This is a genomic window from Gordonia ajococcus (assembly GCF_012974285.1).
Classification (GTDB): domain Bacteria; phylum Actinomycetota; class Actinomycetes; order Mycobacteriales; family Mycobacteriaceae; genus Gordonia; species Gordonia amicalis.
Window position 1 is genome coordinate 2,888,586 of the sequence record NZ_CP052884.1, and the last position, 23,583, is coordinate 2,912,168.

Here is a 23,583-nt window from a genome sequence, read left to right on the forward strand (position 1 = left end):
CGAACAGTGTTACGAACAGTTGTTCGAGATCCTATCGGGGCGCGGGGACAACTCCGATGATCAACACGCCCTCGTGAAGGCGGTGGGCGATCAGTCGTTCTCGAGCTCGGCGAGGACCTCGTCGCTGATGTCGACGTTGCTGTAGACGTTCTGCACGTCGTCGGAGTCCTCGAGTGCGTCGATCAGCTTGAAGACCTTGCGCGCGCCGTCGGCATCGACGGCGACCTCCACCGATGCGCGGAAGCTGGCCTCGGCCGAGTCGTAGTCGATACCCGCGTCCTGCAGGGCGCTGCGCACCGCGACCAGGTCGGTCGGCTCGCTGACGATCTCGAAGGTGTCCCCGAGATCGGTGACCTCTTCGGCACCGGCGTCGAGCACGGCCATCAGGACGTCGTCCTCGGACTGGCCGTTCTTCTCGAGCGTGACGACGCCCTTACGGGTGAACAGGTACGACACCGAGCCCGGGTCGGCCATGTTGCCGCCGTTGCGGGTCATCGCGGTGCGGACCTCACCGGCGGCGCGGTTGCGGTTGTCGGTGAGGCACTCGATCAGGATCGCCACGCCGTTGGGGCCGTAGCCCTCGTACATGATGGTCTGCCAGTCGGCGCCGCCCGCCTCTTCACCACCGCCGCGCTTACGGGCGCGTTCGATGTTGTCGTTGGGCACCGAGGACTTCTTCGCCTTCTGGATGGCGTCGAAGAGAGTCGGGTTGCCGGCCGGGTCACCACCGCCGGTACGTGCCGCCACCTCGATGTTCTTGATGAGCTTGGCGAACATCTTGCCGCGCTTGGCATCGATGACCGCCTTCTTGTGCTTGGTGGTGGCCCATTTGGAATGGCCGCTCATGTCCGTCCTTTCCCGGTGCCGGTGCGCGGCGGGGGGTGCCCGCGGCACGCTGCCGGGCCCACGAGCCCCACATCCGGCGTTCCTCTACCTGCCGACTCCTGCCGCAGGCGCTTGCACTATCGCTGGTTCGGCACGATCTTACCGACGCACCATCTCCACGAAGTATTCATGTACACGACGGTCGCCGGTCACTTCCGGATGGAACGACGTCGCGAGCACCTTCCCCTGGCGTACGGCGACGATCCTCCCCTCGGCCGGACCCCGTGGGACCCGGGCGAGAACCTCGACGTCGGGCGAGATCGACTCGACCCACGGCGCCCGGATGAAGACCGCGCGCATCGCCGGGGCGCCGACGCGATCGGTGATGCCGGCGAAGTCGAGATCGGTCTCGAAACTCTCCACCTGACGACCGAAGGCGTTGCGGCGCACCGTGATGTCGAGGGCGTCGAGGTGCCGCGCGTCGGGACGGGTGTCGAGGATGGTGGAGGCGAGCATGATCATGCCCGCGCAAGAACCGTAGGCCGGCAGTCCGTCGGAGAGGCGCTCGACGAGTGGATCGAAGAGATCGAAGATGCCGAGCAGCTTGCTCATCGTCGTCGACTCCCCGCCCGGGATGACGATGCCGTCGATCTCGTCGAGTTCGGCCCGCCTGCGGATGGGCAGGGCGTCGGCACCGCTGGCCTGCAGGGCGTGGACGTGCTCGCGCACGTCACCCTGTAGCGCGAGAACCCCGATCCGCGGTCGCGATCCGGCGCTCACCGATCGGTCCGGGCGTGCTGATCTTCGGGCATCTCGCGACCGGTGCGCGCGAGTCCCTCCTGCGTGACGGCCGCGACCATGCGTCCCTGCCGGTCGAAGATGCGGCCCTGCGTCAGGGCGCGGCCGCCGTCGGCAGACGGCGAGGTCTGGTCGTAGAGCAACCAGTCGTCGGCGCGGAACGGGCGCATGAACCACATCGCGTGGTCCAGGGAGGCGACCTGAGGGTTGACCTCGGGGTGGGGCACCCGCGACGACCCGAGGAGCGTCATGTCACTCATGTAGGCGAGCGTCCCCACGTGGAACACCGTGTCGGCGGGCAGCGGATGCCGATAACGGAACCAGACCCGTTGCTGCGCAGCGAAATAGGGCGAGGTCACCATTTTCTCGGGCGGCACGATGCGGAGGTCGAAGTTGCGCCACTCCTTGAACACCGCTCGCTCTTCCTCCGCGAGCTCGTCGAGGCGGTCGTTGAGTTCTTCGGGGTCCGGGACCGGTGGCATGCGGTCCTGGTGTTCATAGCCCTGGTCGGTGCGGACGTGGAAGGAGGCCGACATCGTGAAAATCGCCTCGCCGCGCTGGATTCCGGTGACCCGCCGGGTGACGAAGGAACGACCGTCGCGGACGCGGTCGACGAGGAACACGGCGGGAATGTCCGGGTCACCGGGCCGCAGGAAGTATCCGTGCAGCGAATGGACGTGGTGGTCGGCGTCGACCGTGCGCGTCGCGGACATCAGCGCCTGTCCGGCAACCTGTCCGCCGAAGGTGCGCTGGAGGTGACTCGGGAACGCACCACCCCGGTAGATGTCGGTCTCGATCCGCTCGACCTGGAGTATGTCCTCGATGGCTGCCACGCAGACCAGTATTCCGCACCGGGCGACCCGGCCGGAGGCCGGACCACAGAGTTCCCCGGTCCGGACGTCGGCGTCAGAGCTCGTCGAGCGTCATGATCCCGTCCTGGATGGCGCGGGCGACGAGCGACGCCTTGGTGGGTGCGGGACGACCGATCTCGGCGTACTTGGCGCGAATCCGGGTCAGATGGGTGTTGACCGTGCCCAGCGAGATGTAGAGCTCCTGGGCGACGGCGGGCTTGGAGTCGACGAGCATCCAGGTCCGGAGCACCTCGACCTCGCGGGAGGTGAGGTTCGGCTTGGCGCGACCGGTGGAGGTCTCCACCTTCACCGCGCTCTCCGCGACCGGCATCGGCGAGGCGACGCGGTGCAGGTGGGGGTGACCCGCGCGGTGGCCGAGTCCGGGCTGACTCTGGCGGGAGACCTGTCCGGGAAGCGGCATCCGGCGGGCTGCGAGACGGGCCAGAGCCTCCTGCCGGCGGGCCTGCGCCTCGGCGTCGCGTCGAGCGTTGATCTGGCGCAGGTGCTGGGGGGCCGGGTGGGCGATCGCAGTCATGTGTGCTTCCTCTTCACTCAATCGAACCGGATGGTCGGTGCCGGGTCGTTCCGGCGATGAGTTGAAGATTATGAGCGTTTCGCGTCCCGGTCGATGGGGAGAACTCCCCACCGCATGGGGAGAACTACCCATGCCATGACCGCAGGTCAGACGGTCGGCATCAGCCGGCGGCGTTCCTCGCCGCCTCGGCGTCGATGAGCGGGAGGTCTTCGCGGGTCACGATGCGCGAGGACACCGCGTACTCGACGAGCTTGGTCCGGCGGTTGCTGGCGAGTTTGCCACCACCGCCGCGCATTCCGCTGACGCCGAGCTGGTCGAGCTTGTCGCAGACGTTGTCGAGCTTGCGGTTGAACTTGGTCAGCGGCCAGCCCAGGCGCCGCGCCGCCTGTGCCGAGGACGGGATCGCCGAGGCGCCGGTCCCCTCGCGGCGCAGTATCTCCTCTGCCAGCACGACGATCAGCAGCTTCTGGCTCTCGGTCAGGGTCGGAACGCCCTGGGTGGTGTGGCCGCCGCTGAACTCCGGGCGCGTCACCGACTTCACCTGCGGCGCACGGGCGAACACGCTCAGCTCGTAGGTGGTGGGTCCGGCGGTGAACACGATGGTCGTCTCGCCGAACACGAGCGGCATCCGCGCGCCCGGGCCGAGCGTGGCCGAGAAGCCGACGTCGCCCGCGGAGACGCTCGCCGACAGGTGGGTGCCCAGATTGGTCAGCCACCACAGCCCGTTCTCGTTGTGCACCACCAGGAATCGGCGGTGGAGATACGGGTTGTCATCGATGGACAGATCGGCCTCGCGCCCGATGAAGAAGCGCCGCTCGGCATCGAGTGCGATCCGTTCGCCGCAGTACTCGACATAGGTTGCGCCGGCGTCCATCCCGGTGTCGGCGCCCTCGGAGGCACTCGGAGTCCCGGGGTGGTCGTGCACCGAGGGGTCGTGACCTGTATTCATCAGATCGCCGCGGTCACTCGGGGCCGGCGACCGTCGCCTCGCCGGTGGTCTCCCCGTCGAGAGCGGGCATCGTCAGGGTCGGGACCGACTCGTGCACGGTCACCACGATGACGGTGACGTTGTCGTGGGCGCCGAGCGCGAGCGCCGCGTCGACGAGACGTTCGGCGGCTTCGTCAGAGGTCGACGCATTGGCGAGGATGTCGCCGATCTCCTCGTCGGGCAGTTCACCGGTGAGCCCGTCGGTACACAGGAGCAGGACGTCGCCCGGGAAGGCCGGCGTGTTGAAGAAGTCCGGGACAGGGTCGACCATCCCCGCACCGAGTGCGCGGGTGATGACGTTGCGGCGCGGGTCGGTTCGCGCCTCCTCCGGCGTCAGGAAGCCCGCGTCGATGAATTCCTGGACCTGCGAGTGGTCGGTCGTCAGCTGCTGCAGCGACCCGTTCTGGTACCGGTAGGTGCGCGAGTCGCCGATGTTCAGGACCAGCCAGTGCGGACTCTGTTCGTGGGTGACGAGCACGGCGCCGGTGGCGGTGGTACCCGCGCGGCGGTCGGTCTCGGTGTCGATCTCGCCGATGCGGCGCTGCGCGGCGACCAGCAGATCGTCGAGCTGGAGCCTGGTGGCGTTCAGTTCGCCGGCGCTCGTCGCCTCGGCGAGGGTGAGCAGCGCGGCCTCGCTGGCGAGTTCGCCGCTGTCGTGACCGCCCATGCCGTCGGCGATGAGGTACATGCCCGGAAGGGCGAGTGCGGCGTCCTCGTTGGTCTCGCGGACCCGTCCGACGTTGCACGCCGCCGACCACTCGAGCCGCAAGTCACCCACGATGTGTGTGCCCGAGACCGAGGTGTCCCGAACGATGGTCGCCGCATCCATGATCAGCAGATCCTACCGCCGGAACACCCCCGGCTCGCTACGCATGTCGACTGTTCGGTCTCCGGCGTGTTGAACAGGGGTGTTCCGGCGGTCGGGGTCACCAGCCGCGCTCGGCCAGGCGGTGCGGCTGCGGGATGTCGTCGACGTTGATGCCGACCATGGCCTCGCCCAGACCGCGCGAGACCTTGGCCAGCACGTCGGGGTCGTCGTGGAAGGTGGTGGCCTGCACGATCGCGGCCGCACGCTGAGCCGGGTTGCCGGACTTGAAGATCCCCGAACCCACGAACACGCCCTCGGCGCCGAGCTGCATCATCATCGCCGCATCCGCCGGGGTGGCGATACCGCCGGCGGTGAACAGCGTCACCGGCAGCTTGCCGGCCTCGGCGACCTCGACCACCAGGTCGTAGGGAGCCTGCAGTTCCTTTGCCGCCACGTACAACTCGTCCTTCGGCAGCGACGTCAGGCGGCGGATCTCGTCGCGGATCTTGCGCATGTGCGTCGTGGCGTTGGACACGTCACCGGTACCGGCCTCACCCTTGGAACGGATCATCGCCGCACCCTCGGTGATACGACGCAGCGCCTCACCCAGGTTGGTCGCACCGCACACGAACGGCACGGTGAACGCCCACTTGTCGATGTGGTTGGAGTAGTCGGCCGGGGTAAGCACCTCGGACTCGTCGACGTAGTCCACGCCCAGACTCTGCAGGATCTGCGCCTCGACGAAATGCCCGATGCGCGCCTTGGCCATCACCGGGATCGACACCGCGGAGATGATCCCGTCGATCATGTCCGGGTCGCTCATCCGCGAGACCCCACCCTGGGCGCGGATGTCGGCGGGCACCCGCTCGAGAGCCATCACGGCCACCGCGCCGGCGTCCTCGGCGATCTTCGCCTGCTCGGGGGTGACCACATCCATGATCACGCCGCCCTTGAGCATCTCGGCCATCCCCCGCTTGACCCGGGCGGTGCCCTGACCGACCTCGGGAACGGTCGCGCCGTTGTGACTCACTGATTTCTCCTCATGTCGCTGTCTCGGCGTGCCGCAGCCGATCCGCTCCAGCGGACCCCGCGGCAGCGTGGAACCAGTCTAGGTCAGCCGGGCGAACGCGCTGGTACCAGGATCACTCGCCCTGACCCGGCGTGACGCGTTCGTTGATCTCGAAGTACGTCGGCGGCGACGCGCGGCCACCGAGACGCAGCCACCGGACCAGTCGCCGCTCGGCGAGCGCCCGGGTGTCGCGCACCGCATCGTTGTAGAAACGGCGGGCCATCATCACCCGCGTCTCGGCGTCGGCGAGCTCGATGACCAGGGCCGGAGACCGTCCGCGGCCGTCGGTGCGGGCCAGTGCCGCCGACAGTGCGTTCTCGGCGTCCTCGCGTGTCTCGGGCGCTGCACGCTCGGCCCGGTCGGCCAGTGCGGTCAGCTCGGATCCCGGCAGTTCGGCGGCGATCGCGCGGACGACGACGGCGCGACGGTCGAGACTCGCGTAGAGGGACTGCCGGGCGAGGTCGACCCGGACGTTGAGGCGGTCGAGCCGGTTGGCCGTGTGATAAGCCCAGCCGACGACCAGCAGGACCAGGACGATCCCGATGACGATCCAGGTGGCCATCAGTCCGACACCACCACCGGTCCGGCACCGACCGTCACGGTGTCGTAGACGCGCAGAATTTGGTCGGCCACCCGCGACCAGTCGTATTTGTCCGCTCGGACGCGACCCGCGGCCACCAGTTGCTCGCGCGCCTCGTCGTCGGAGAGCAGCGAGATGATCCCCGCGGCCAGCTCATCCGGCGACCCGGTGTCGACGAGCTTGCCCGCCCGGCCGTCGTCGAGGACGCGCCGGAAGGCGTTCAGCGAGCTGGCGATCACTGCGGCACCGGCGGCCATCGCCTCGACGAGGACGATGCCGAAGCTCTCGCCGCCGAGGTTGGGTGCGCAGTAGACGTCGGCCGATGCGAGCGCGCGCGCCTTGGTGGCGTCGTCGACCTGACCGAGGAACACGAGGTGGCCGGCGAGGGTCCCGGCCCGCCGGCGCAGTGCGGCCTGGTTGCCGCCACCGACGACGAGGACGCGCACGTCGGGGAACCGGGCGACGACCGCCGGCAACGCGCGCATCAGGATGTCGATGCCCTTGCGCGGTTCGTCGAAGCGACCGAGGAACAGGATCGTGCCACCCGCATGCGGATAGCCGTCGAGCGGTCTGGCGTTGGCGAAGCTGCCGACATCGATGCCGTTGGGGATCTCCACGGCATCCGACCCCAGCGACTCCATCTGCCAGCGCCGGGCGAGTTCGGAGACGGCGATCTTACCGGCGATGCGTTCGTGGTACGGACGTAGGATTCCCTGGAAAGCACTGAGCCACAGCGACTTCGACGTCGCGGTGTGGAAGGTCGTGACGATCGGGCCGGAGGCGACCATCAGCGAGAGCATGGAGATCGACGGCGAATTGGGCTCGTGGACGTGGAGGACGTCGAAGCCGTTCTCCGCGATCCAACGACGCAGTCGTAGATAGCCTTTCGGACTGAAGTTCACCCGCGACACCGACCCGTTGTACGGGATCGCCAGCGACGGGCCCGCACGCACGACGTACTCGGGCAGTTCGGTACGACGCGATGCCGGGGCGAGGACGCTGACCTCGTGGCCGCGGTCGATGAAGACGTGGGCGAGTTCGGTGACGTGCGCCTGCACACCTCCGGGAACGTCGAAGGAGTAGGGGCAGATCATCCCGATTCTCATGTCGCTCCCCCGGTGTCGGCCAGCCGCGCCTTCTGCTTGTCGGTCCAGTCGGCTTCCCAGAGCGGCTGCAGCATGTGCCAGTCGGTGGGATGCGCGGCGATGTTCACCGCGAATGCGTCGGCGAGCGCCTGGGTTGCCGCCTCGACACCGCCGGAGACGTCGATCTCCTCACCACAGGACATGGCCGAGTACGGCGCCTCCTCGAACCAGTGATGCACGGGGATCAGCGCTGCCCCGGTCTCGATGGCCAGGCGCGCCGACCCGGCCGGCATCCGGGTTCGTTCACCGAAGAAGGTGACCGGGACGCCCTGACGGGCGATGTCCCGCTCCCCCAGCAGACACACGATGCCGCCGGCGCGCAGCCGTTCGGCGAGTGCGCCGAACGGCGGCTGTTCACCGCCGCTGAGCGGGAAGATCTCGAAGCCCAGCGACTCGCGGTACTCGACGAACTGGGTGAACAGCGACTCCGGCTTCAGCCGCTCGGCGACCGTCGCGAACTTGCCGTAGTGATGGACGAGCCACACCCCGGCCATGTCCCAGTTGCCGGTGTGCGGCAACGCCAGCACGACGCCCTTGCCGCGGGCGACCGCGGCGTCGAGGCGGGCGTGGTCGGGGTCCGGCAGCGTGGCAGTCGACGCCGCCGTGGCCCGGTCCTGGGTGGGCAGGCGGAAGGCCTCGCACCAGTACCGGGCGTAGGACCGCACGGCGTCGGCGACGAGGTCGTCGGGGACGTTCGCCGGGTCGGTGCCGATCACGCGGGCCAGGTTGCGGCGCAGCTGTTCCGGGCCGCCGTTGCGGCGACCGGCGAACTCTCCGGCACGGTCGAAGACGGCGCGTGCGGCGCGTTCCGGCGCCCTCCGCACCGCGGCCCAGCCGGCCCGGTATCCGAGGTCGGCGGCGAGAGCGGCGACGTCGGTCATCGCGCTCCGTCGGGGGGAGTCGATCCGTTCGCGTCGTTCCCGGTGTCGTCGTTCCCGGTGTCGTCGTCGGGGTCTGCCTTCAGCGGGATCAGGTCGCGGGCACCGGGCGAGTTCGAGATCGACCACATGCGCTGGCCGACGGTGATCACGCTGCCGACGGCGAGCAGCCACATCGCCACGTGGACCGCCCAGGGCAGGCCCAGCCCGGTGAGGCCGGTACCGACGAGCACGATGATGAGCCGGTCGGGACGCTCGATGAGCCCTCCGTCGCCGTAGAGCCCGCTGGCCTCGGCCCGGGCCTTCGCGTACGAGATGACCTGAGAGGTGACCAGGCAGATCAGGGTCGCGACCAGGAGCAGGTGGTGCGGTTCGGTGACGGTGCACCACCACACGAGTCCGGCGAAGATCGCGCCGTCGGCGATGCGGTCACAGGTGGCGTCGAGGACGGCGCCGAACCGTGTCCCGCCACCACGGGCACGCGCCATCGCGCCGTCGAGCATGTCGAACATGACGAACAGCCAGATCACCAGGGTGCCCAGGAAGAGGTACCCCATGGGGAACAGCGTGAGGGCGGCGGCCACGGTCGCGACCGTTCCGATGACGGTCATGATGTCCGGGGTCAGACCGGTCCGCAGCAGCGCCCGCCCCATCGGCAGCGTCACCTTGGAGACCGACGCCCGACCCAGAATGCTCAGCATCCGCGAGCTCCCTCCCCCTCAGTCATCGAAGCGCTGCCACGCCTCGGCGAGCAGCAACCGGGTGTCGCGCAGCAACTGCGGCATCACCTTCGTCTCGCCGACGATGGTGATGAAGTTCGCGTCGCCCATCCAGCGAGGCACGATGTGCTGATGCAAGTGCTCGGACAGCGAGCCACCCGCGGCATAGCCCAGGTTGAGTCCCACGTTGAAGGCGTTCGGGTTCGAGACCGCCTTGATCGTGCGGATCATCCGCTGCGTGAACGCCATCAGCTCGGCCGACTCGGCGGGTGTCAGGTCCTCGAGGTCGGCGACCTGGCGGTACGGGACCACCATCGTGTGACCGGGGTTGTACGGGTAGAGGTTGAGCACCGCGTACACGGCTTCGCCGCGCGCGACGATCAGACCGTCCTCGTCGGACATCGTCGGGATGTCGAGGAAGGGGTGACCGGTCTTCGCCGCCGGCTGCGGGTCGGCGATGTAGGTCATCCGGTGCGGACTCCACAGCCGCTCCAGACGATCACCGACACCGACGCCCTCGTCGCGGATCTCGCCGGATGCCTCAGCCATCGACCGCCCCCACCGGGCCGAGCTTCGCCTCCAGGAGTTCCCCGGTCGGCGACTCGTTGCGCCGGCTCGCCACCCAGTCGGTGATCGCGGCGATCGCGGGACCCACCGGGACACCGTTGATCTGGGACCCGTCGCGGAACCGGAAGCTCACCGCATGCGCTTCGACGTCGCGCTCGCCCGCGAGCAGCATGAAGGGAACCTTGCCGGTGGTGTGGTTGCGGATCTTCTTCTGCATGCGGTCGTCGGAGTGGTCGACCTCGGCACGGACACCGGCGGCCCGCAGCGCGTCGACGACGCCCTGCAGGTGATCGGCGAACGCCTCGGCGACCGGGATGCCCATGACCTGGACCGGGGACAGCCACGCCGGAAAAGCGCCCGCGTAGTGCTCGGTGAGCACGCCGAAGAACCGCTCGATGGAACCGAACAGCGCGCGGTGGATCATCACCGGCCGCTGCTTGGTCCCGTCCGACGCGGTGTATTCGAGACCGAACAGCTCCGGCAGGTTGAAGTCGAGCTGGATCGTCGACATCTGCCAGGTGCGACCGAGCGCATCCTTGGCCTGCACCGAGATCTTCGGGCCGTAGAACGCGGCACCACCCGGATCGGGCACCAGATCCAGACCGGAGGCCTGTGCCACCTCGGCGAGCGTGTTCGTCGCCGCCTCCCACACCTCGTCGGAGCCGACGAACTTCTTCGGGTCCTTCGTCGACAGTTCGAGGTAGAAGTCGTCGAGACCGTAGTCCTTGAGCAGCCCCAGGACGAAGGTGAGGATCGACGTCAGCTCGTCGCGCATCTGGTCTTGCGTGCAGTAGATGTGCGCGTCGTCCTGCGTCATACCGCGCACTCGGGTCAGCCCGTGGATCACGCCGGACTTCTCGTACCGGTACACCGACCCGAACTCGAACATGCGCAGCGGCAGTTCCCGGTACGAACGTCCCCGACCCCGGAAGATCAGGTTGTGCATCGGGCAGTTCATCGGCTTCAGGTAGTAGTCCTGGCCGGGCTTGCGAAGCTCGCCGTTCTCGTCGTACTCGGCGTCGACGTGCATGGGCGGGAACATCCCGTCGCGGTACCAGTCGAGGTGACCGGAGACCTCGTAGAGGTGCGACTTGGTGATGTGCGGGGTGTTGACGAACTCATATCCCGCGGCGACGTGACGCGCCCGTGAGTAGTCCTCCATCTCCTTGCGGATGATGCCGCCCTTGGGGTGGAAGACCGGCAGTCCCGAGCCGAGTTCGTCGGGGAAGCTGAACAGGTCGAGTTCGGCACCCAGCTTGCGGTGGTCGCGCTTCTCCGCTTCCGCGAGCAGTTCGAGATGGGCGTCGAGCGCCTCCGCCGACTCCCATGCGGTGCCGTACACGCGCTGTAGGTCGGCATTGTCCTGGTCACCGCGCCAGTAGGCGGCCGACGACCGGGTCAGCTTGAAGGCCGCGATGTATTTGGTGGTCGGCACGTGCGGACCGCGGCACAGATCGCACCAGATCCGTTCGCCGGTGCGCGGATTGAGGTTGTCGTAGACGGACAGCTCACCGCCGCCGACCTCCATGACCTCGGCATCGTCGGCGGCGCCCTTGTCGTCGATCAGCTCGAGCTTGAACGGCTCGTCCGCCAGCTCGGCGCGCGCCTCGTCCTTCGAGTCGTAGACGCGGCGCGAGAAGCGCTGGCCGGACTTGATGATCTGCTTCATCTTCTTCTCGAGGGCCTTGAGGTCCTCGGGTGTGAACGGCTCGGCGACATCGAAGTCGTAGTAGAAGCCGTCCTTGATGGGCGGTCCGATACCCAGCTTGGCCTCGGGGAACAGATCCTGGACCGCCTGCGCGAGCACGTGGGCACACGAGTGCCGGATGACGCTGCGTCCGGTCTCGGTGTCGGCCGCAACGGGTTCGACCTCGGCGTCCTCGGCCGGCGCCCAGGACAGGTCACGAAGGTCGCCGTGCGCGTCGCGGACGACGACGATCGCATCCGGCCCCTTGTTGGGGAGGTCGTGATCACGAAGTGCGGTGCCCGCGGTCGTTCCAGCCGGCACACGGATCGTGGCTGGGCTGGTCACCTGGACGTCGTCGGGCACGGGGACGCTCCTCGAATAGGTTCGGACACGCGAAGGGCGCGTCCGTAGGGGACGTTTGCGACTCTGATGGTATCCGCGTGTCATCCCGCCCGACCGAACCCCTCCTCTGCGGCGCGGCTCGGGTGAGCGATCAGGAGAAAATGGGACTCGCGAGCCACTCGTAGTGGAGGTTCACCCAACCGGCCGCCGTCTGCAGGGCCCCGAGGAGCCAGAGGGTGCCCACGACGATCGCGCAGGTACCGATCCAGAAGACGGACTGCACCGACCAGTGTTGCCGGCCGATCCATTCCATCCAGGCGTCGTACTTCGCGCGTGCGAACTTCAGCAGGCGATGAGCCCAGTCGAACTCCGACGCCAGGATTCCCAGTCCGAGGAAGACGATGAGCCAGCCGGGACCCGGGTACGGGATGGTGACGAGCCCGCACAGCAGGACGACGGTGCCGACGACGGCGACCGCGATGCGGTAGATCCGATGCCAGCGGGGATTGGAGCGAACCACGTACCGGCGATGACGCGCCCGGATCCGCAGTCGCTTCCACCACGACTCCGTCATGTCTCCCCTACTCCGCCGTCGCCCAAGCCGTGTTCAGGCTACCGGCATCTCGGCGACCATCGCCGACGCGGACATGAGGCCCGCCGCCGCGATACCTTTACCAGAAGTTCGCCCGATCACCCGGTGCCCGGGGGCATGCTGGAACGATGGCGACCACGGCGGCCCCGACACGACCGGTGACGATCGACGCGCGTCTGCACGACGGCGTGATCGTCGGCTTCGGCCACCCGACCACTGAGGCGCACCCGCGGGCGATCGAGTCCACCGCCGGTCTCGTCCAGCGTCTCCGCGGGTTCGGAATCGTCTGCGGGGCCCGCTCGGTCGGGCGCACCCTGGGCCCCGAGCTCGACGGCCTGTTCGCCGCGAACATGACCGACACCCCGCCCGAACAGCTCGAGGGCACCGCTCACCCCGACCCGGCCGGGTTGCTCGACATCGCCCGGCGCCTCGGCGTGTCACCTCTGCGATGCGCTGTCGTCGAATACACCCCGGAAGGCGTGGCCGCAGCTCGCCGGGGCGGTTTCGCGCTGGTCGTGGCGATCGGGACACCGGCGCGGGCCGAGGAACTCCGCCGTCTCGGCGCCGACGCCGTGGTCGGTGATCCCGCCGACATCCGGGTACGCCTCGGCGGCGCCCGGATCTCGACGATGCCCGACGCACTGACCTACCTCGAGCACCTGCACGCCATCGCCGCATCTCGACGCCCCGTGGTCTTCCTCGATTTCGACGGAACCCTGTCCGACATCGTCGACGATCCGTCCGCTGCGGTCCTCGTCGAGGGTGCCGCCGAGGCGCTGACCCGGTTGGCGAAGTTGTGTCCGGTCGCCGTCATCAGCGGCCGCGACCTCGACGACATCCGCGAGCGCGTGGGGCTTCCCGGCCTCTGGTACGCCGGTTGTCACGGCCTCGAACTCCTCGGACCGGGGGGCGAGCACCTCGTCAACGAGGTGGCCCGCACGTCCACGCCGACGATCGCGGCGGCATCCGAGGAACTTCGGCAGCGGTTTGCCGCTGTCGACGGAGTCCTGGTCGAGCCCAAACATTTCAGTGTCGCCGTCCACTTCCGCAACGCCTCCCCCGACGATGTCGAGGACATCATCGTGGCGGCGCGCGAGATCGGTGTGCGCCAGGGATTGCGAGCCCTCCCCGGCCGCATGGTCCTCGAACTGAAACCCGACGTCGACTGGGACAAGGGGCAGGCGCTGGAGTGGGTCCGCCACCAGGTGGGCGCCGTCGACCGGGGGTGGATCACGATCTACTTCGGCGACGACCTCACCGACGAGGACGCCTTCGACCGGATCGCCACCGACGGGATCGGGATCGTGGTGCGCGCCGAGGAGAACCGCGACCGCCGCACGGCCGCCCAGTTCGCCGCGGAGTCACCCGCGGCGATCCCGGCACTGCTGGCCCAGATCGCCGATCACGTCGAGCAGGCGAGCGAGCCCCCGTCGGACTGGTCACTGACCTACGACTCCTACGATCCGCCCGCGGAGAAGCTCCGCGAAGCCCTGTGCACCGTCGGCAACGGCTACTTCGCGACGCGTGGGGCGGCCTCGGAGTGCGATGCCGGACCGGTGCACTACCCGGGCACCTACGCCGCCGGCGTGTACAACCGGCTCACCGACCGACTGCCCGCCGGAGAGGTGGAGAACGAGAGCCTGGTCAACCTGCCGAACTGGTTGCCGCTGACCTTCCGGATCGACAGCGGTGACTGGTTCAGCATCGACGATGTCGAGGTGTTGTCGTTCCGTCAGACGCTCGACCTACGGCGCGCGATGCTGACCCGCGACCTCCGCTACCGCGATGCGCACGGCCGCACCACCACCGTCCGGCAACGCCGATTCGTGTCGATGGACCAACGTCATGTCGGCGCCCTGGACACCAGAATCCTGGCCGAGGACTGGTCGGGCAGGATCGAGGTCTCCTCGATGATCGACGGCACCGTCACCAATTCCGGGGTGGAGCGTTACCGGGAGCTGGCGAGCAGGCATCTCACCGTCCCGGAGGGGACGGCGGATTCGACAGATTCGGTTCTGTTGCGGGTGCAGACCAACCAGTCCCGCGTCATCATCGCGGTGGGCGCTCGGACCACGGTGTGGCGCGGGAACGAACAGCTGCCCGCCCACTACGACCTGATCTCCGATCAGGGTCGGATCGGGCACCGGATCGGTGTCGACATCGCCGCGGGTGAAGAGGTCATCGTGGAGAAGGTCGCGACGCTGTACACCTCACGCGACAACGGGATCTCCGAACCCGGTGTCGCCGCGTCGCGCACCCTTGCCCGGCTCGGACGGTTCCACGACCTGCTCACCGATCACGCCAGGGCGTGCGTGCGCATGTGGGATCTGTGCCGCACCGACCTCGAAGGGCACCCCGACGCGCAACGGGCGCTCCGGTTCCACATGCTCCACATTCTGCAGGTGGTCTCACCGAACACCATCGACATGGACGTCGGAATCCCGGCGCGGGGCCTGCACGGTGAGGCTTATCGCGGCCACATCTTCTGGGACGAGGTCTTCGTCCTGCCCGTGCTCACCCCCCGGCTCCCCAAACTCGCCAAGGCACTGCTCCGCTATCGGTTCCGGCGTCTCGGGGAAGCGCGGGTCGCCGCCCGCGAAGCCGGCCACCGGGGTGCGATGTACCCCTGGCAGTCCGGAAGCGACGGCCGGGAGGAGAGCCAGAAGCTGCACCTCAACCCGCGCTCGGGACGGTGGAACCCGGACCCCAGCGCCCGCCAGCACCACATCGGCCTGGCTGTGGCCTACAACGTGTGGCAGTACTTCCAGGTGACGCACGACCTCGACTTCCTCATCGAATCCGGCGCGGAACTGCTCGTCGAGATCGCCCGGTTCTGGGCCGACATCACGACCTACGACCCGCGCCACGACCGGTACGCGATCCGGGGCGTCATCGGGCCCGACGAGTTCCACTCCGGCTACCCCGAGGCACCCTACGACGGGATCGACAACAACGCGTTCACGAATGTGATGGCGGTGTGGGTCATCCGGCGCGCTCTTGATGCCCTGGCGACCATCCCGCAGCGTGATCGGGTCAATCTGCTCGACGAGATCGGCTTGCGCGAACCAGAACTCGAGCTGTGGCGGACACTGACCTGCCGGATGTTCGTCCCCTTCCACGACGGCACGATCAGCCAGTTCGAGGGATATGACGAACTGGTCGAACTGGATTGGGACGCCTACCGCGCCGAGTACGGGAACATCCAGCGGCTGGACCGCATCCTGGAGGCCGAGAACGACGACGTGAACCGGTACAAGGTGTCCAAGCAGGCCGACGTTCTCATGCTCTTCTATCTTCTTTCTGCGGAGGAGTTGCGAGAGTTGCTGGAACGCCTGGGCTATGGGCTGCCGCCCGAGATGATCCCGCACACCATCGACTACTACATGTCCCGGACCTCGCACGGGTCGACATTGAGTTCGGTCGTCCACGCGTGGGTGCTCGCCCGCGGCGATCGCGAACACGCGGTGTCGTTCTTCGAGAGAGTCCTCGACTCCGATATCACCGACATCCAGGGCGGTACGACGTCGGAGGGTATCCACCTCGCGGCCATGTCCGGGAGCATCGACCTGTTGCAGCGCTGTTTCACGGGCCTCGAGCTCCGCGACGACCGCCTGATCCTCAACCCGCGGTGGCCGCGATCCCTGGGCGTCTTGTCCTTCCGCGTCTACTACCGTCGGCACCGTCTGCAATTGCGGGTCAGCGGCAGCGGCGTCGAGGTCACGTCTGAGAAACGCGACGTCGCTCCGATCGATGTGCAGTGTCGCGAGAAACTGGTCCAGTTGGCGCCCGGGACAACGGTCCGCTTCCGATGACTCCCCCGGACGGACGAACCAGCAGGGCGTGGGCCGGAGGCCTGATCGCCGGTGGCGCCCTGGCATCGGTCGCCGGGGTGCTCGGCATCGCCTATGTCCGAGACCTCGTCGCAGCACGGAAGCGGGTCGGGGCGGTCACCCGCCATGTGATGGAATCCCGCTGTGGCGCTGTCGAATACGCGGCACACGGCGCGGGTGAGTCGGTCCTGGTGAGCCACGGCATCTTCCAGGGCTGCGACGGTGGACTGCTGTCGGTGCGCGACCTGCTGCCAGACCGAAGGATCATCGTCCCGTCCCGCTTCGGATATCTGGGATCGGTGATGCCCGCCGAGCCCTCGGTCGCCGCCCAGTCCGACGTCTTCGCCGAACTGCTCGATCACCTCGGCCACCACGAGGTCGACGTCATCGGGATCTCCGCGGGCACGAGCGCAGCGGTCCAGTTCACGCTGCGCCATCCCCACCGGGTTCGGCACCTGATCATCCTCTCCGGGAACTTTCCGGGGAGCCGCACGGCACGCATACCACCCCGGTGGGCACGGTGGTTCTATTCCGATCACGCGCTGTGGCCCCTGAAAGCCTTCGCCCACCCGACGTTCCTCCGCCTCCTCGGTGTGCCGCCGGGGTTCCCTCGTTCGGCCGATGAGCGCCGTGTCGCCGAGGAGATCTCGGAGAGCATCTTCCCCGTCGCCTGGCGTCGGCGGGGCGCGGTGTTCGACGCCTATGTCGCCGACCCGGAGATCGGCACCTACGACCTCGAGGCGATCGAGGCGCCGACTCTGATCGTGCACGCCGCCGATGATCCGCTGGCGTCCTACGACGCGGCCCGTGACGCGGCGTCGAGGATCCCCGGCGCACGACTGCTCGGCCTCGATTCCGGCGGACATCTCCTCCTCGGTCAGCGCGACCGGGTGAAGGAGGTGATCGCCGATTTCGTGGAATCCCGACCCGGATGAGGCGGTCGCCGGCCATGAAGCGAAAGTTCGCGCCGCGGAGTGGCAAACGGGTCCTTCGCGCCACGAGCGCGAGTAACGTGCGCCCACACGGCCGCGCATGGACCGAGGGCGCGACGACACCGGTTCGAGGTGATATCGAATGCCGAACCCCCATGTGGACACCGGATCGCAGACGCCAGACCACTCCCGAGCGTCGACGCTGACACCCGAGACCACCGCCGAGGTCGATGCCGTGGTCGAGAGGGCCGCGGCCGCAGCGACCGAGTTCCGCACACTCGACCAGCAACGGGTCGACGCGATCGTCGCGGCCATGGCGCGGGCCGGGGTGCGGGCCGCCGCCGAACTCGCCGCGGTGGCGATCGAGGAAACCGGTTTCGGGGTCTTCGAGGACAAGGTCGTCAAGAACTATGTCGCGACGGAGTTCCTCCACGACCACCTCAAGGACAAGAAGTCGGTGGGCGTGATCGGGGAGGACCACGAACGCGGTGTCGTGCGGGTGGCCGAGCCCATCGGCGTCGTGCTCGCGATCACTCCGGTCACCAATCCCACGTCGACGGTGCTGTACAAGGCGATCGTCGCGGCGAAGACGCGCAATGCCATCGTCTTCCGCCCCTCGCCGGTGGCGGCGCGTTCCTGTGAACGGACGGTGGCAATCCTGCGTGAGGCCGCCGAGGCGGCCGGGATGCCCCCCGGCGCTCTGCAGGTGATCCCCGACGCCGCCCACGAGGTGACCCATTATCTGTTCCGGCACCGGCTCGTCGACTTCATCTGGGTCACCGGCGGGCGGAAGATCGTCGCGCTCGCCAACGCGGCCGGCAAACCCGGACTCAGCGTCGGACCCGGCAACGCGCCGATCTACCTGCACCGGACCGCCGACATCGAAGCCGCTGTCGTCGACATCCTGATCTCCAAGACCTTCGACGCCTCCGTCATCTGCCCCGCGGAACAGACCTGCATCGTCGACGACGCGATCTACGACGCCACGGTCGAGGAGTTCCGCCGGATGGGCGCACACCTGCTCACCGACGAGCAGTCCGCGGCCATCGCCGACTTCGCGTTCGGCGACGGCGACAAGGTCAATCTCGGCGCCCTCGGCCAGCCGGCTCCGGAACTGGCCGCCCGCGCCGGTTTCACCCTGGACCCTTCGGTGAAGGTGCTGCTGGCGCCGCTGCCGTCGGATCTCGACGAGCTCGCGGCACACCCGCTCGTGCAGGAGAAGCTGATGCCCGTCCTCGGACTCGTCCGCGCCCGCGACGTGCATCACGGGATCGACGCCGCGGTCCTGGTCGCCGAACACGGCGGTCTCGGCCACACCTCTGCCGTCTATGCCAACGATCAGTCGGTCGTCGACGCCTACAGTGCCGCAGTACGCACCGGACGGATCCTCGTCAACGCACCCACCGCAGTCGGAGCCCTGGGCGGGATCTACAACGATCTCCCGCCCACCTTCTCGCTGGGCTGCGGCACCTGGGGCGGGTCGAGCACCACCGAGAACGTGAACTATCTCCAGCTGCTGAACATCAAGACCGTCGCTCATCGACGTACCCCGTCCCAGTGGTTCCGCGTGCCCGCGAACACGTTCTTCAACGCCGGCGCACTGGACAATCTTCGCGACGTCCCGTGCACGGATGTCGTGGTCGTCACCGCCGCCCTGAGCGCCGAACGCGGAGTGGTCGACGAAGTGCGTGCCCACTTGCACGCCCAACACGTCCGGGTCTTCGCCGAGGTCGAGCCGGAACCGGACGAGGCGACGATCCGTCGTGGCGTCGCCGTGCTGGAGGGTCAGCCGCCGGATCTGCTCATCGCCGTCGGAGGCGGGTCGGTGATCGACGCCGCCAAGGCGATCCGGCTCTTCCACGAGCACCCCGACACCGACCTGGCCGAGCTGACCCTGCCGTTCCTCGATCCCCGCAAGCGGTTGGCGGAGTACCCGCAGGACCCGCACACCCTGCGGCTGGTGGCGATTCCCACCACCGCGGGCACCGGGTCCGAGGTGTCACCGGCCGCGGTACTGACCGTCGCGGGCCGCAAGGAGACCCTCGTCGACTACTCCCTCGTCCCGGACATGGCGATCGTGGATCCGACGCTGACCCTCTCCATGCCCCGCGCACTGACCGTCGACACCGGCGTCGACGCGCTCACCCACGCATTGGAAGCCGTCGCCTCGATCTTCGCCTCCCCGTACACCGACGCGTTCTGCGTCCAGGCCGCACGACTCATCTTCGACGCGTTGCCCCGTGCGTACGACGATCCGACCGACCTCGCGGCCCGCACCGACATGGCCAACGCCGCCACTCTCGCGGGGCTCGCCTTCTCGAACGCGTTCGTGGGGACCAATCACGCGCTCGCCCACGCCGTCGGCGCTGCATTCGGTATCGCGCACGGTCGGGTGAACGGCGTGTTCCTGCCTCACACGCTGCGCTACAACGCCGCGGTGCCGACGAAGTTCATGCCCGCGCCGGGATACTCGGCGTACGTCGCGCCGGAGAAGTACGCACAGCTGGGACGGGTCATCTTCGGCGGACGCGAGCCCGACGAGAGCCGACGCCGGCTGTTCGCAGGTGTCGACGGTCTGCTGCGCCGGTTGGCAATCCCCCAGACCCTCAAGGAGATCGGCGTGGCCGAGGACGAGTTCCTCGAAGCGTTGCCCGAACTCGCGATGAATGCGTTCCAGGACCTGAGCAACCGCACCAACCCGCGGATGCCGCTCATCAGCGAGATCACCGACCTGCTCAAACTCGGCTACTACGGTGAGGATGATCATGCCCACTGACCGCGCTTCCCAGACCGTCGAGGTCGGCGCCCCGCTCGAGACCGTGCTCGCGACGCTGCGCGACCTCGAGAGCCAGCCCGAGTGGATTCCGGAGATCCTCGAGGCGGAGGTACTCGAGACCGACCCGAAGACCGGACTTCCCCGCACGGCCAGGTTCAAGGCGTCCGCGACCGTCGGGACAGACAGTTACACGCTCACCTATGAGCACCGCGACGACGGCATGAGCTGGTCGATGCTCGAAGGGCGCATGCAGACCGGCCAGGAAGGCCGCTACCAACTCGACGCGACGGGCCCTGACACGACCTCGGTCACCTATGAGCTCACGATCCATCACAATCTGCCGCTGCCCGGGTTCGTGCGCAAAAGGGTGATCAAGGGACTCGTGGACAGCACACTGACCGGTTTGACGAAACGTTTCGCCAAGTGAGATCCGAACCCGCACCGACACGACGCGAAGGAGACCAGGCATGACAGATCCGTCCACCGAACCCCAGATCGTCGAGCTGACCCCGGCGCGGGTCGCGGTACATCGCGAGAAGGTCCCGATGACCGGCCTTCCCCAATTCTTCGATCGTTCGTTCCACGCGGTGGACGACGCGATGCGGAACGCGGGAGCAAGCGTTGTCGGACCGCCGCTGGGCCTCTACTACGGCATGCCCACGGACACTGTGGATGTGGCGGCCGGGTTTCCCACCGACCGCGACGTCTCGGTGGACGGAGAAGTCACTACCGAAACCCTTCCGGGCGGTCGCGCCGCGCAGATCCTGCACATCGGCTCCTACGATGCGATGGAGCAGACCTACGGCCGGCTGATGCAGTGGATGCAGGCCCAGAATCTGAGGCCGGCCGGGGTGATGTGGGAGAGCTACCTGACCGAGCCCGACGAGAACGATCTGTCGTCGATGCAGACCCTGATCGTGTGGCCGTTGGAGGACTAGACGACGCTCAGCGGGTTCCGGGAGCGATCGGCTCTCGTGAGGAGACAACAAAGGCCTCGTCGTCACGATGAGGCCTTTGTCTCTGTGGTCCCGGCTGGGATCGAACCAGCGACCTTCCCGGTGTGAACGGGACGCTCTTCCACTGAGCCACGGGACCGTGTCGGGCGCCTGATGTCGGTGACAGGGGCGCCTGCGCACGAGCCAGAAGATTACACGGGTTCCGCAGAGTTCCCAAATCACGGACGTGCGCCACGTCACAGTCATCGGTTTTGCCGGTCCGGAGTAATCACACGCTGGGAATTCGTCTTTCTCCAGCCCTCTGACCAGGCGATTTGTAAAGTTCGGAATCCATCGCGTAAGTTTCTCTTCGCACCGCGAGCAGCAAGATCCACAAGATCGCTCGTGGGCATGCGGATGTAGCGCAGCTGGTAGCGCATCACCTTGCCAAGGTGAGGGTCGCGGGTTCGAATCCCGTCATCCGCTCGGCGCGAGTCGACTCGCATCTGGTGGTGTGGCCGAGTGGTGAGGCAACGGCCTGCAAAGCCGTGTACACGGGTTCGATTCCCGTCGCCACCTCCACACCACAATTTCATATACCCGCGCGATTAGCTCAGTGGGAGAGCGCTTCCCTGACACGGAAGAGGTCACAAGTTCAATCCTTGTATCGCGCACCACAGTTAGAACAGGTCAGAGGCGGTTTCCGAGACAATCGGGACCGCCTCTCTTGCTGTCTGAACCGTATGGGTTGCCAACGGGTTGCCAGTTGTTCCCCAAACCGGGGCAAACCGGGAACGTTCTGCACGCACCTGCACGCACTCACTCCCCCACGACGCGCAGTGTCGGGGTCGCCGGAGTGACCGCCGTGGCAACCGCCGAGAGCAACCCAGCGGACGCCGCCAAGTCCTCCCGGAACAGACCGACGTACACCCGTTGCGTGATCGCCACCGACGCGTGGCCCATCCACCGACTGACGATCTCGATGCGCACCCCCGCGGACGCGCAGAGGGAGGCGAACGTGTGCCGCAGCGCGTGAATGGTCACGACGCGATCGGCGCTCGACACCCCCGACAGACCGGCCGCGGGGATGATGACGCGCTTGTTGAGGTTGCTCCGTCTGATCGGCGCCCCGGTGGCCCCGACAAACACCGGGTCGGTCGCCACCCTGCCCGCGACGTGTGCGCGGAGATCGTTCGCGAGATGCGGTGCCAGTTCGACGTCGCGCACCTTGTCCCCCTTCGGCAGACCGGGCACGAGGCGACCGGCGACCTCTGTGTTTGCGCGCCGGACGTGAATAAGGCCCTTCGCGAGATCGAGGTCGCGCACCTGGAGTCCGGACAGTTCGCCGACGCGCAGGCCCGAGTACGCCGCGAACCGGATCAGTAGACCGTCGGGTGAGGCAGGAGCGGGAGGGATGACCGGCACACCATTGTCGTCGCGATCTAGGGTCAGTTCTGCATCGCGGTCGCGGCCGACGCGCGAGCGGTTGGTGCGCAGCATCGCCAGGTAGTCCGCGGCGCGCGCCATCCGGTCGACCTCCTCGGCAGACAGAAACACGTCGCCGCCGTCGTCGACCTTGGGCAGTTTCACTTTCGCGGCCGGATTCCCGCGGAGTCGGCCGTCGGCCACGGCATAGTCGAGGATCCCGGACAGGACGACGTAGCACCGGTGGACAGTTGCCGCCGAGAGGCCGGACCCCTTCAGGTCGGCGACCCACGACACCACATCACCGTGCGTGATCGCCCCCAGCTCGCGCGTGCCCCATACCGGCGTGACGTGGTTGTTCAGTATCGAGGCGTAGTTCTTTTGTGTGCTCGCGCTCTTGTCGATGACGAGCGACTTCAGCCATGCGTCGGCGACGGTCGCGACGGTCGTGGACGACTTGCGTCGGTCGACGTGCGAGCCGTCGCGGAACTCTGCCTGAAGCTGCGCGATCCGGTTCTCCGCCTCATCCTTGCGGTCGAAGTCTTCGGCCCGCCGGGCGCCGTCTAGTTGGTACTTGACCCGCCACCGTCTCCCGCGCGGCTCAGTGAGGTTGCCAGCGGCGTCTTTCTTCCATCCGCTCGGCCGCTTGGTGCGCGTCTTCCATTCGCTGTAATGGTTGTCGATCGGCTTGCCCGTGACCCGGTCGTGCCGATTCTCTGAGTTGTTCACGGTCGCAGCCTACGTCAGTGACGCGTTCACAGTTGACGTCTACCGGCCACACTTGCCGACTGACATCTAGTTGTGACACAGATCACTCCTCAAAAACAGCCCTGACCAGGCTAGATAGTTGTCACGGTTGGCGATCATGAGCGCGAGTGTCGTAGCTGGTCAGCGGTTCGCCAGCGTCGGCCGCAGAGGACAGCGGAACTTGTCTCGGTTGACTATCAACCGTGAGAACTATTGTGCTGCAATGCTTTTATGCCCGTCGTCGGTGATTCTGTGTGGTGTCATTTGAGTACTGCAAGCGACCGCACCGGAGGAAAACACCGTGAACGACACAATCGACGTCACCGAAGCTCGCAGCGCCGCCGACGCTGCCCCCGCGCCAGTCTTGCCCGCCGATCATTCGGTTCTGCTCGACGAGCGCCAAGCGGCATACCTGGCGGGGCTCAGCCCGTTCACGATGCGCAATATCCGCAAAGAGGGCCGCGGGCCGCGGTATGTGAAGCTCGCCCGCCGCATTCGCTACCGGCGCCTGGACGTCGAACTCTGGATCGAGCAACACGTCGCCGCCTGATCTC

General features: G+C 67.6%; 21 protein-coding genes and 4 tRNA genes. 9 read left to right on the forward strand and 16 right to left on the reverse strand.

Translation table 11 applies throughout. The annotated features are described in order from the left end of the window. Nucleotides 1-90: 90 nt before the first annotated feature. From GAA2_RS13015 to GAA2_RS13080, 14 genes are all read right to left on the reverse strand, one after another. On the reverse strand, nucleotides 91-846 hold the full coding sequence (locus GAA2_RS13015) for a YebC/PmpR family DNA-binding transcriptional regulator (RefSeq protein WP_006436341.1): 756 nt from the start codon (nucleotides 844-846) through the stop codon (nucleotides 91-93). 138 nt (nucleotides 847-984) lie between these two features. Further along, nucleotides 985-1,605, reverse strand: a complete 621-nt coding sequence (pdxT, locus tag GAA2_RS13020) for a pyridoxal 5'-phosphate synthase glutaminase subunit PdxT (RefSeq protein ID WP_024497173.1) — start codon at nucleotides 1,603-1,605, stop codon at nucleotides 985-987. Continuing rightward, nucleotides 1,602-2,456 carry an acyl-CoA thioesterase gene (locus GAA2_RS13025; protein ID WP_024497174.1) on the reverse strand — a complete coding sequence of 285 codons (855 nt, stop codon included), beginning with the start codon at nucleotides 2,454-2,456 and terminating at the stop codon, nucleotides 1,602-1,604. Before GAA2_RS13025 ends, pdxT begins: the two co-directional genes overlap by 4 nt. A gap of 73 nt (nucleotides 2,457-2,529) precedes the next feature. Beyond that, entirely contained in the window at nucleotides 2,530-3,009 is a 480-nt protein-coding gene (locus GAA2_RS13030) for a helix-turn-helix transcriptional regulator (protein ID WP_006436344.1), read from the reverse strand. Between the two features lie 160 nt (nucleotides 3,010-3,169). Next, the gene (locus GAA2_RS13035; protein ID WP_024497175.1) at nucleotides 3,170-3,958 is read right to left on the reverse strand and encodes a hypothetical protein; all 789 of its coding nucleotides are present in this window, start codon (nucleotides 3,956-3,958) and stop codon (nucleotides 3,170-3,172) included. Nucleotides 3,959-3,971: 13 nt separating this feature from the next. Then, nucleotides 3,972-4,826, reverse strand: coding sequence for a PP2C family protein-serine/threonine phosphatase (locus GAA2_RS13040; protein WP_006436346.1), 855 nt, complete (start codon nucleotides 4,824-4,826; stop codon nucleotides 3,972-3,974). Nucleotides 4,827-4,923: 97 nt separating this feature from the next. After that, nucleotides 4,924-5,835, reverse strand: coding sequence for a pyridoxal 5'-phosphate synthase lyase subunit PdxS (gene pdxS / locus GAA2_RS13045; RefSeq protein ID WP_006436347.1), 912 nt, complete (start codon nucleotides 5,833-5,835; stop codon nucleotides 4,924-4,926). Between the two features lie 112 nt (nucleotides 5,836-5,947). Further along, nucleotides 5,948-6,436: a hypothetical protein gene (locus GAA2_RS13050; RefSeq protein ID WP_024497176.1), complete on the reverse strand. Its 489-nt coding sequence runs from the start codon at nucleotides 6,434-6,436 to the stop codon at nucleotides 5,948-5,950. Next, nucleotides 6,436-7,560: a glycosyltransferase family 4 protein gene (locus GAA2_RS13055; RefSeq protein WP_024497177.1), complete on the reverse strand. Its 1,125-nt coding sequence runs from the start codon at nucleotides 7,558-7,560 to the stop codon at nucleotides 6,436-6,438. The genes GAA2_RS13050 and GAA2_RS13055 overlap by 1 nt, the downstream gene beginning before the upstream one ends. Continuing rightward, complete coding sequence (locus tag GAA2_RS13060) at nucleotides 7,557-8,480, reverse strand: phosphatidylinositol mannoside acyltransferase (protein WP_024497178.1); 924 nt, start codon at nucleotides 8,478-8,480, stop codon at nucleotides 7,557-7,559. The genes GAA2_RS13055 and GAA2_RS13060 overlap by 4 nt, the downstream gene beginning before the upstream one ends. Next, entirely contained in the window at nucleotides 8,477-9,178 is a 702-nt protein-coding gene (gene pgsA, locus GAA2_RS13065) for a phosphatidylinositol phosphate synthase (RefSeq protein ID WP_024497179.1), read from the reverse strand. Before pgsA ends, GAA2_RS13060 begins: the two co-directional genes overlap by 4 nt. 18 nt (nucleotides 9,179-9,196) lie before the next feature. Beyond that, nucleotides 9,197-9,745: an HIT family protein gene (locus GAA2_RS13070; RefSeq protein WP_006436352.1), complete on the reverse strand. Its 549-nt coding sequence runs from the start codon at nucleotides 9,743-9,745 to the stop codon at nucleotides 9,197-9,199. Further along, nucleotides 9,738-11,813 carry a threonine--tRNA ligase gene (thrS, locus tag GAA2_RS13075; protein WP_191834384.1) on the reverse strand — a complete coding sequence of 692 codons (2,076 nt, stop codon included), beginning with the start codon at nucleotides 11,811-11,813 and terminating at the stop codon, nucleotides 9,738-9,740. Before thrS ends, GAA2_RS13070 begins: the two co-directional genes overlap by 8 nt. A 130-nt stretch (nucleotides 11,814-11,943) precedes the next feature. Next, the gene (locus tag GAA2_RS13080) at nucleotides 11,944-12,366 is read right to left on the reverse strand and encodes a TIGR02611 family protein (RefSeq protein WP_159405570.1); all 423 of its coding nucleotides are present in this window, start codon (nucleotides 12,364-12,366) and stop codon (nucleotides 11,944-11,946) included. 146 nt (nucleotides 12,367-12,512) lie between these two features. Here GAA2_RS13080 and otsB point away from each other — a divergent pair, with 146 nt between their 5' ends. The 5 genes from otsB to GAA2_RS13105 all read left to right on the forward strand — a co-directional run bounded on the left by otsB (nucleotide 12,513) and on the right by GAA2_RS13105 (nucleotide 20,860). Beyond that, nucleotides 12,513-16,196, forward strand: a complete 3,684-nt coding sequence (gene otsB / locus GAA2_RS13085) for a trehalose-phosphatase (RefSeq protein WP_191834385.1) — start codon at nucleotides 12,513-12,515, stop codon at nucleotides 16,194-16,196. Continuing rightward, on the forward strand, nucleotides 16,193-17,149 hold the full coding sequence (locus tag GAA2_RS13090; protein WP_191834386.1) for an alpha/beta fold hydrolase: 957 nt from the start codon (nucleotides 16,193-16,195) through the stop codon (nucleotides 17,147-17,149). Before otsB ends, GAA2_RS13090 begins: the two co-directional genes overlap by 4 nt. A 139-nt stretch (nucleotides 17,150-17,288) precedes the next feature. Next, complete coding sequence (gene adhE / locus GAA2_RS13095; RefSeq protein ID WP_238063616.1) at nucleotides 17,289-19,922, forward strand: bifunctional acetaldehyde-CoA/alcohol dehydrogenase; 2,634 nt, start codon at nucleotides 17,289-17,291, stop codon at nucleotides 19,920-19,922. Further along, entirely contained in the window at nucleotides 19,912-20,349 is a 438-nt protein-coding gene (locus GAA2_RS13100; RefSeq protein ID WP_191834387.1) for an SRPBCC family protein, read from the forward strand. The genes adhE and GAA2_RS13100 overlap by 11 nt, the downstream gene beginning before the upstream one ends. Before the next feature lie 40 nt (nucleotides 20,350-20,389). Next, the gene (locus GAA2_RS13105; protein WP_159405565.1) at nucleotides 20,390-20,860 is read left to right on the forward strand and encodes a GyrI-like domain-containing protein; all 471 of its coding nucleotides are present in this window, start codon (nucleotides 20,390-20,392) and stop codon (nucleotides 20,858-20,860) included. An 85-nt stretch (nucleotides 20,861-20,945) separates the two neighbouring features. Here GAA2_RS13105 and GAA2_RS13110 read toward each other — a convergent pair. Next, nucleotides 20,946-21,017 (reverse strand) — tRNA-Val (locus GAA2_RS13110). A 253-nt stretch (nucleotides 21,018-21,270) separates the two neighbouring features. On the opposite strand from GAA2_RS13110, the gene GAA2_RS13115 reads away from it, so the two are divergent. From GAA2_RS13115 to GAA2_RS13125, 3 genes are all read left to right on the forward strand, one after another. Then, nucleotides 21,271-21,343 (forward strand) — tRNA-Gly (locus tag GAA2_RS13115). Nucleotides 21,344-21,365: 22 nt separating this feature from the next. Beyond that, nucleotides 21,366-21,439: transfer RNA gene (locus tag GAA2_RS13120), tRNA-Cys, on the forward strand. Between the two features lie 20 nt (nucleotides 21,440-21,459). Next, nucleotides 21,460-21,534 (forward strand) — tRNA-Val (locus GAA2_RS13125). Nucleotides 21,535-21,676: 142 nt separating this feature from the next. On the opposite strand, the gene GAA2_RS13130 is transcribed toward GAA2_RS13125, so the two are convergent. Then, entirely contained in the window at nucleotides 21,677-23,011 is a 1,335-nt protein-coding gene (locus tag GAA2_RS13130; RefSeq protein ID WP_191834388.1) for a tyrosine-type recombinase/integrase, read from the reverse strand. 319 nt (nucleotides 23,012-23,330) lie between these two features. Between GAA2_RS13130 and GAA2_RS13135 the strand changes: the two genes are divergently transcribed. Further along, nucleotides 23,331-23,579 (forward strand): helix-turn-helix transcriptional regulator, encoded by a 249-nt coding sequence (locus GAA2_RS13135; protein ID WP_223121893.1) that lies wholly within the window; start codon nucleotides 23,331-23,333, stop codon nucleotides 23,577-23,579. Nucleotides 23,580-23,583: the final 4 nt, after the last annotated feature.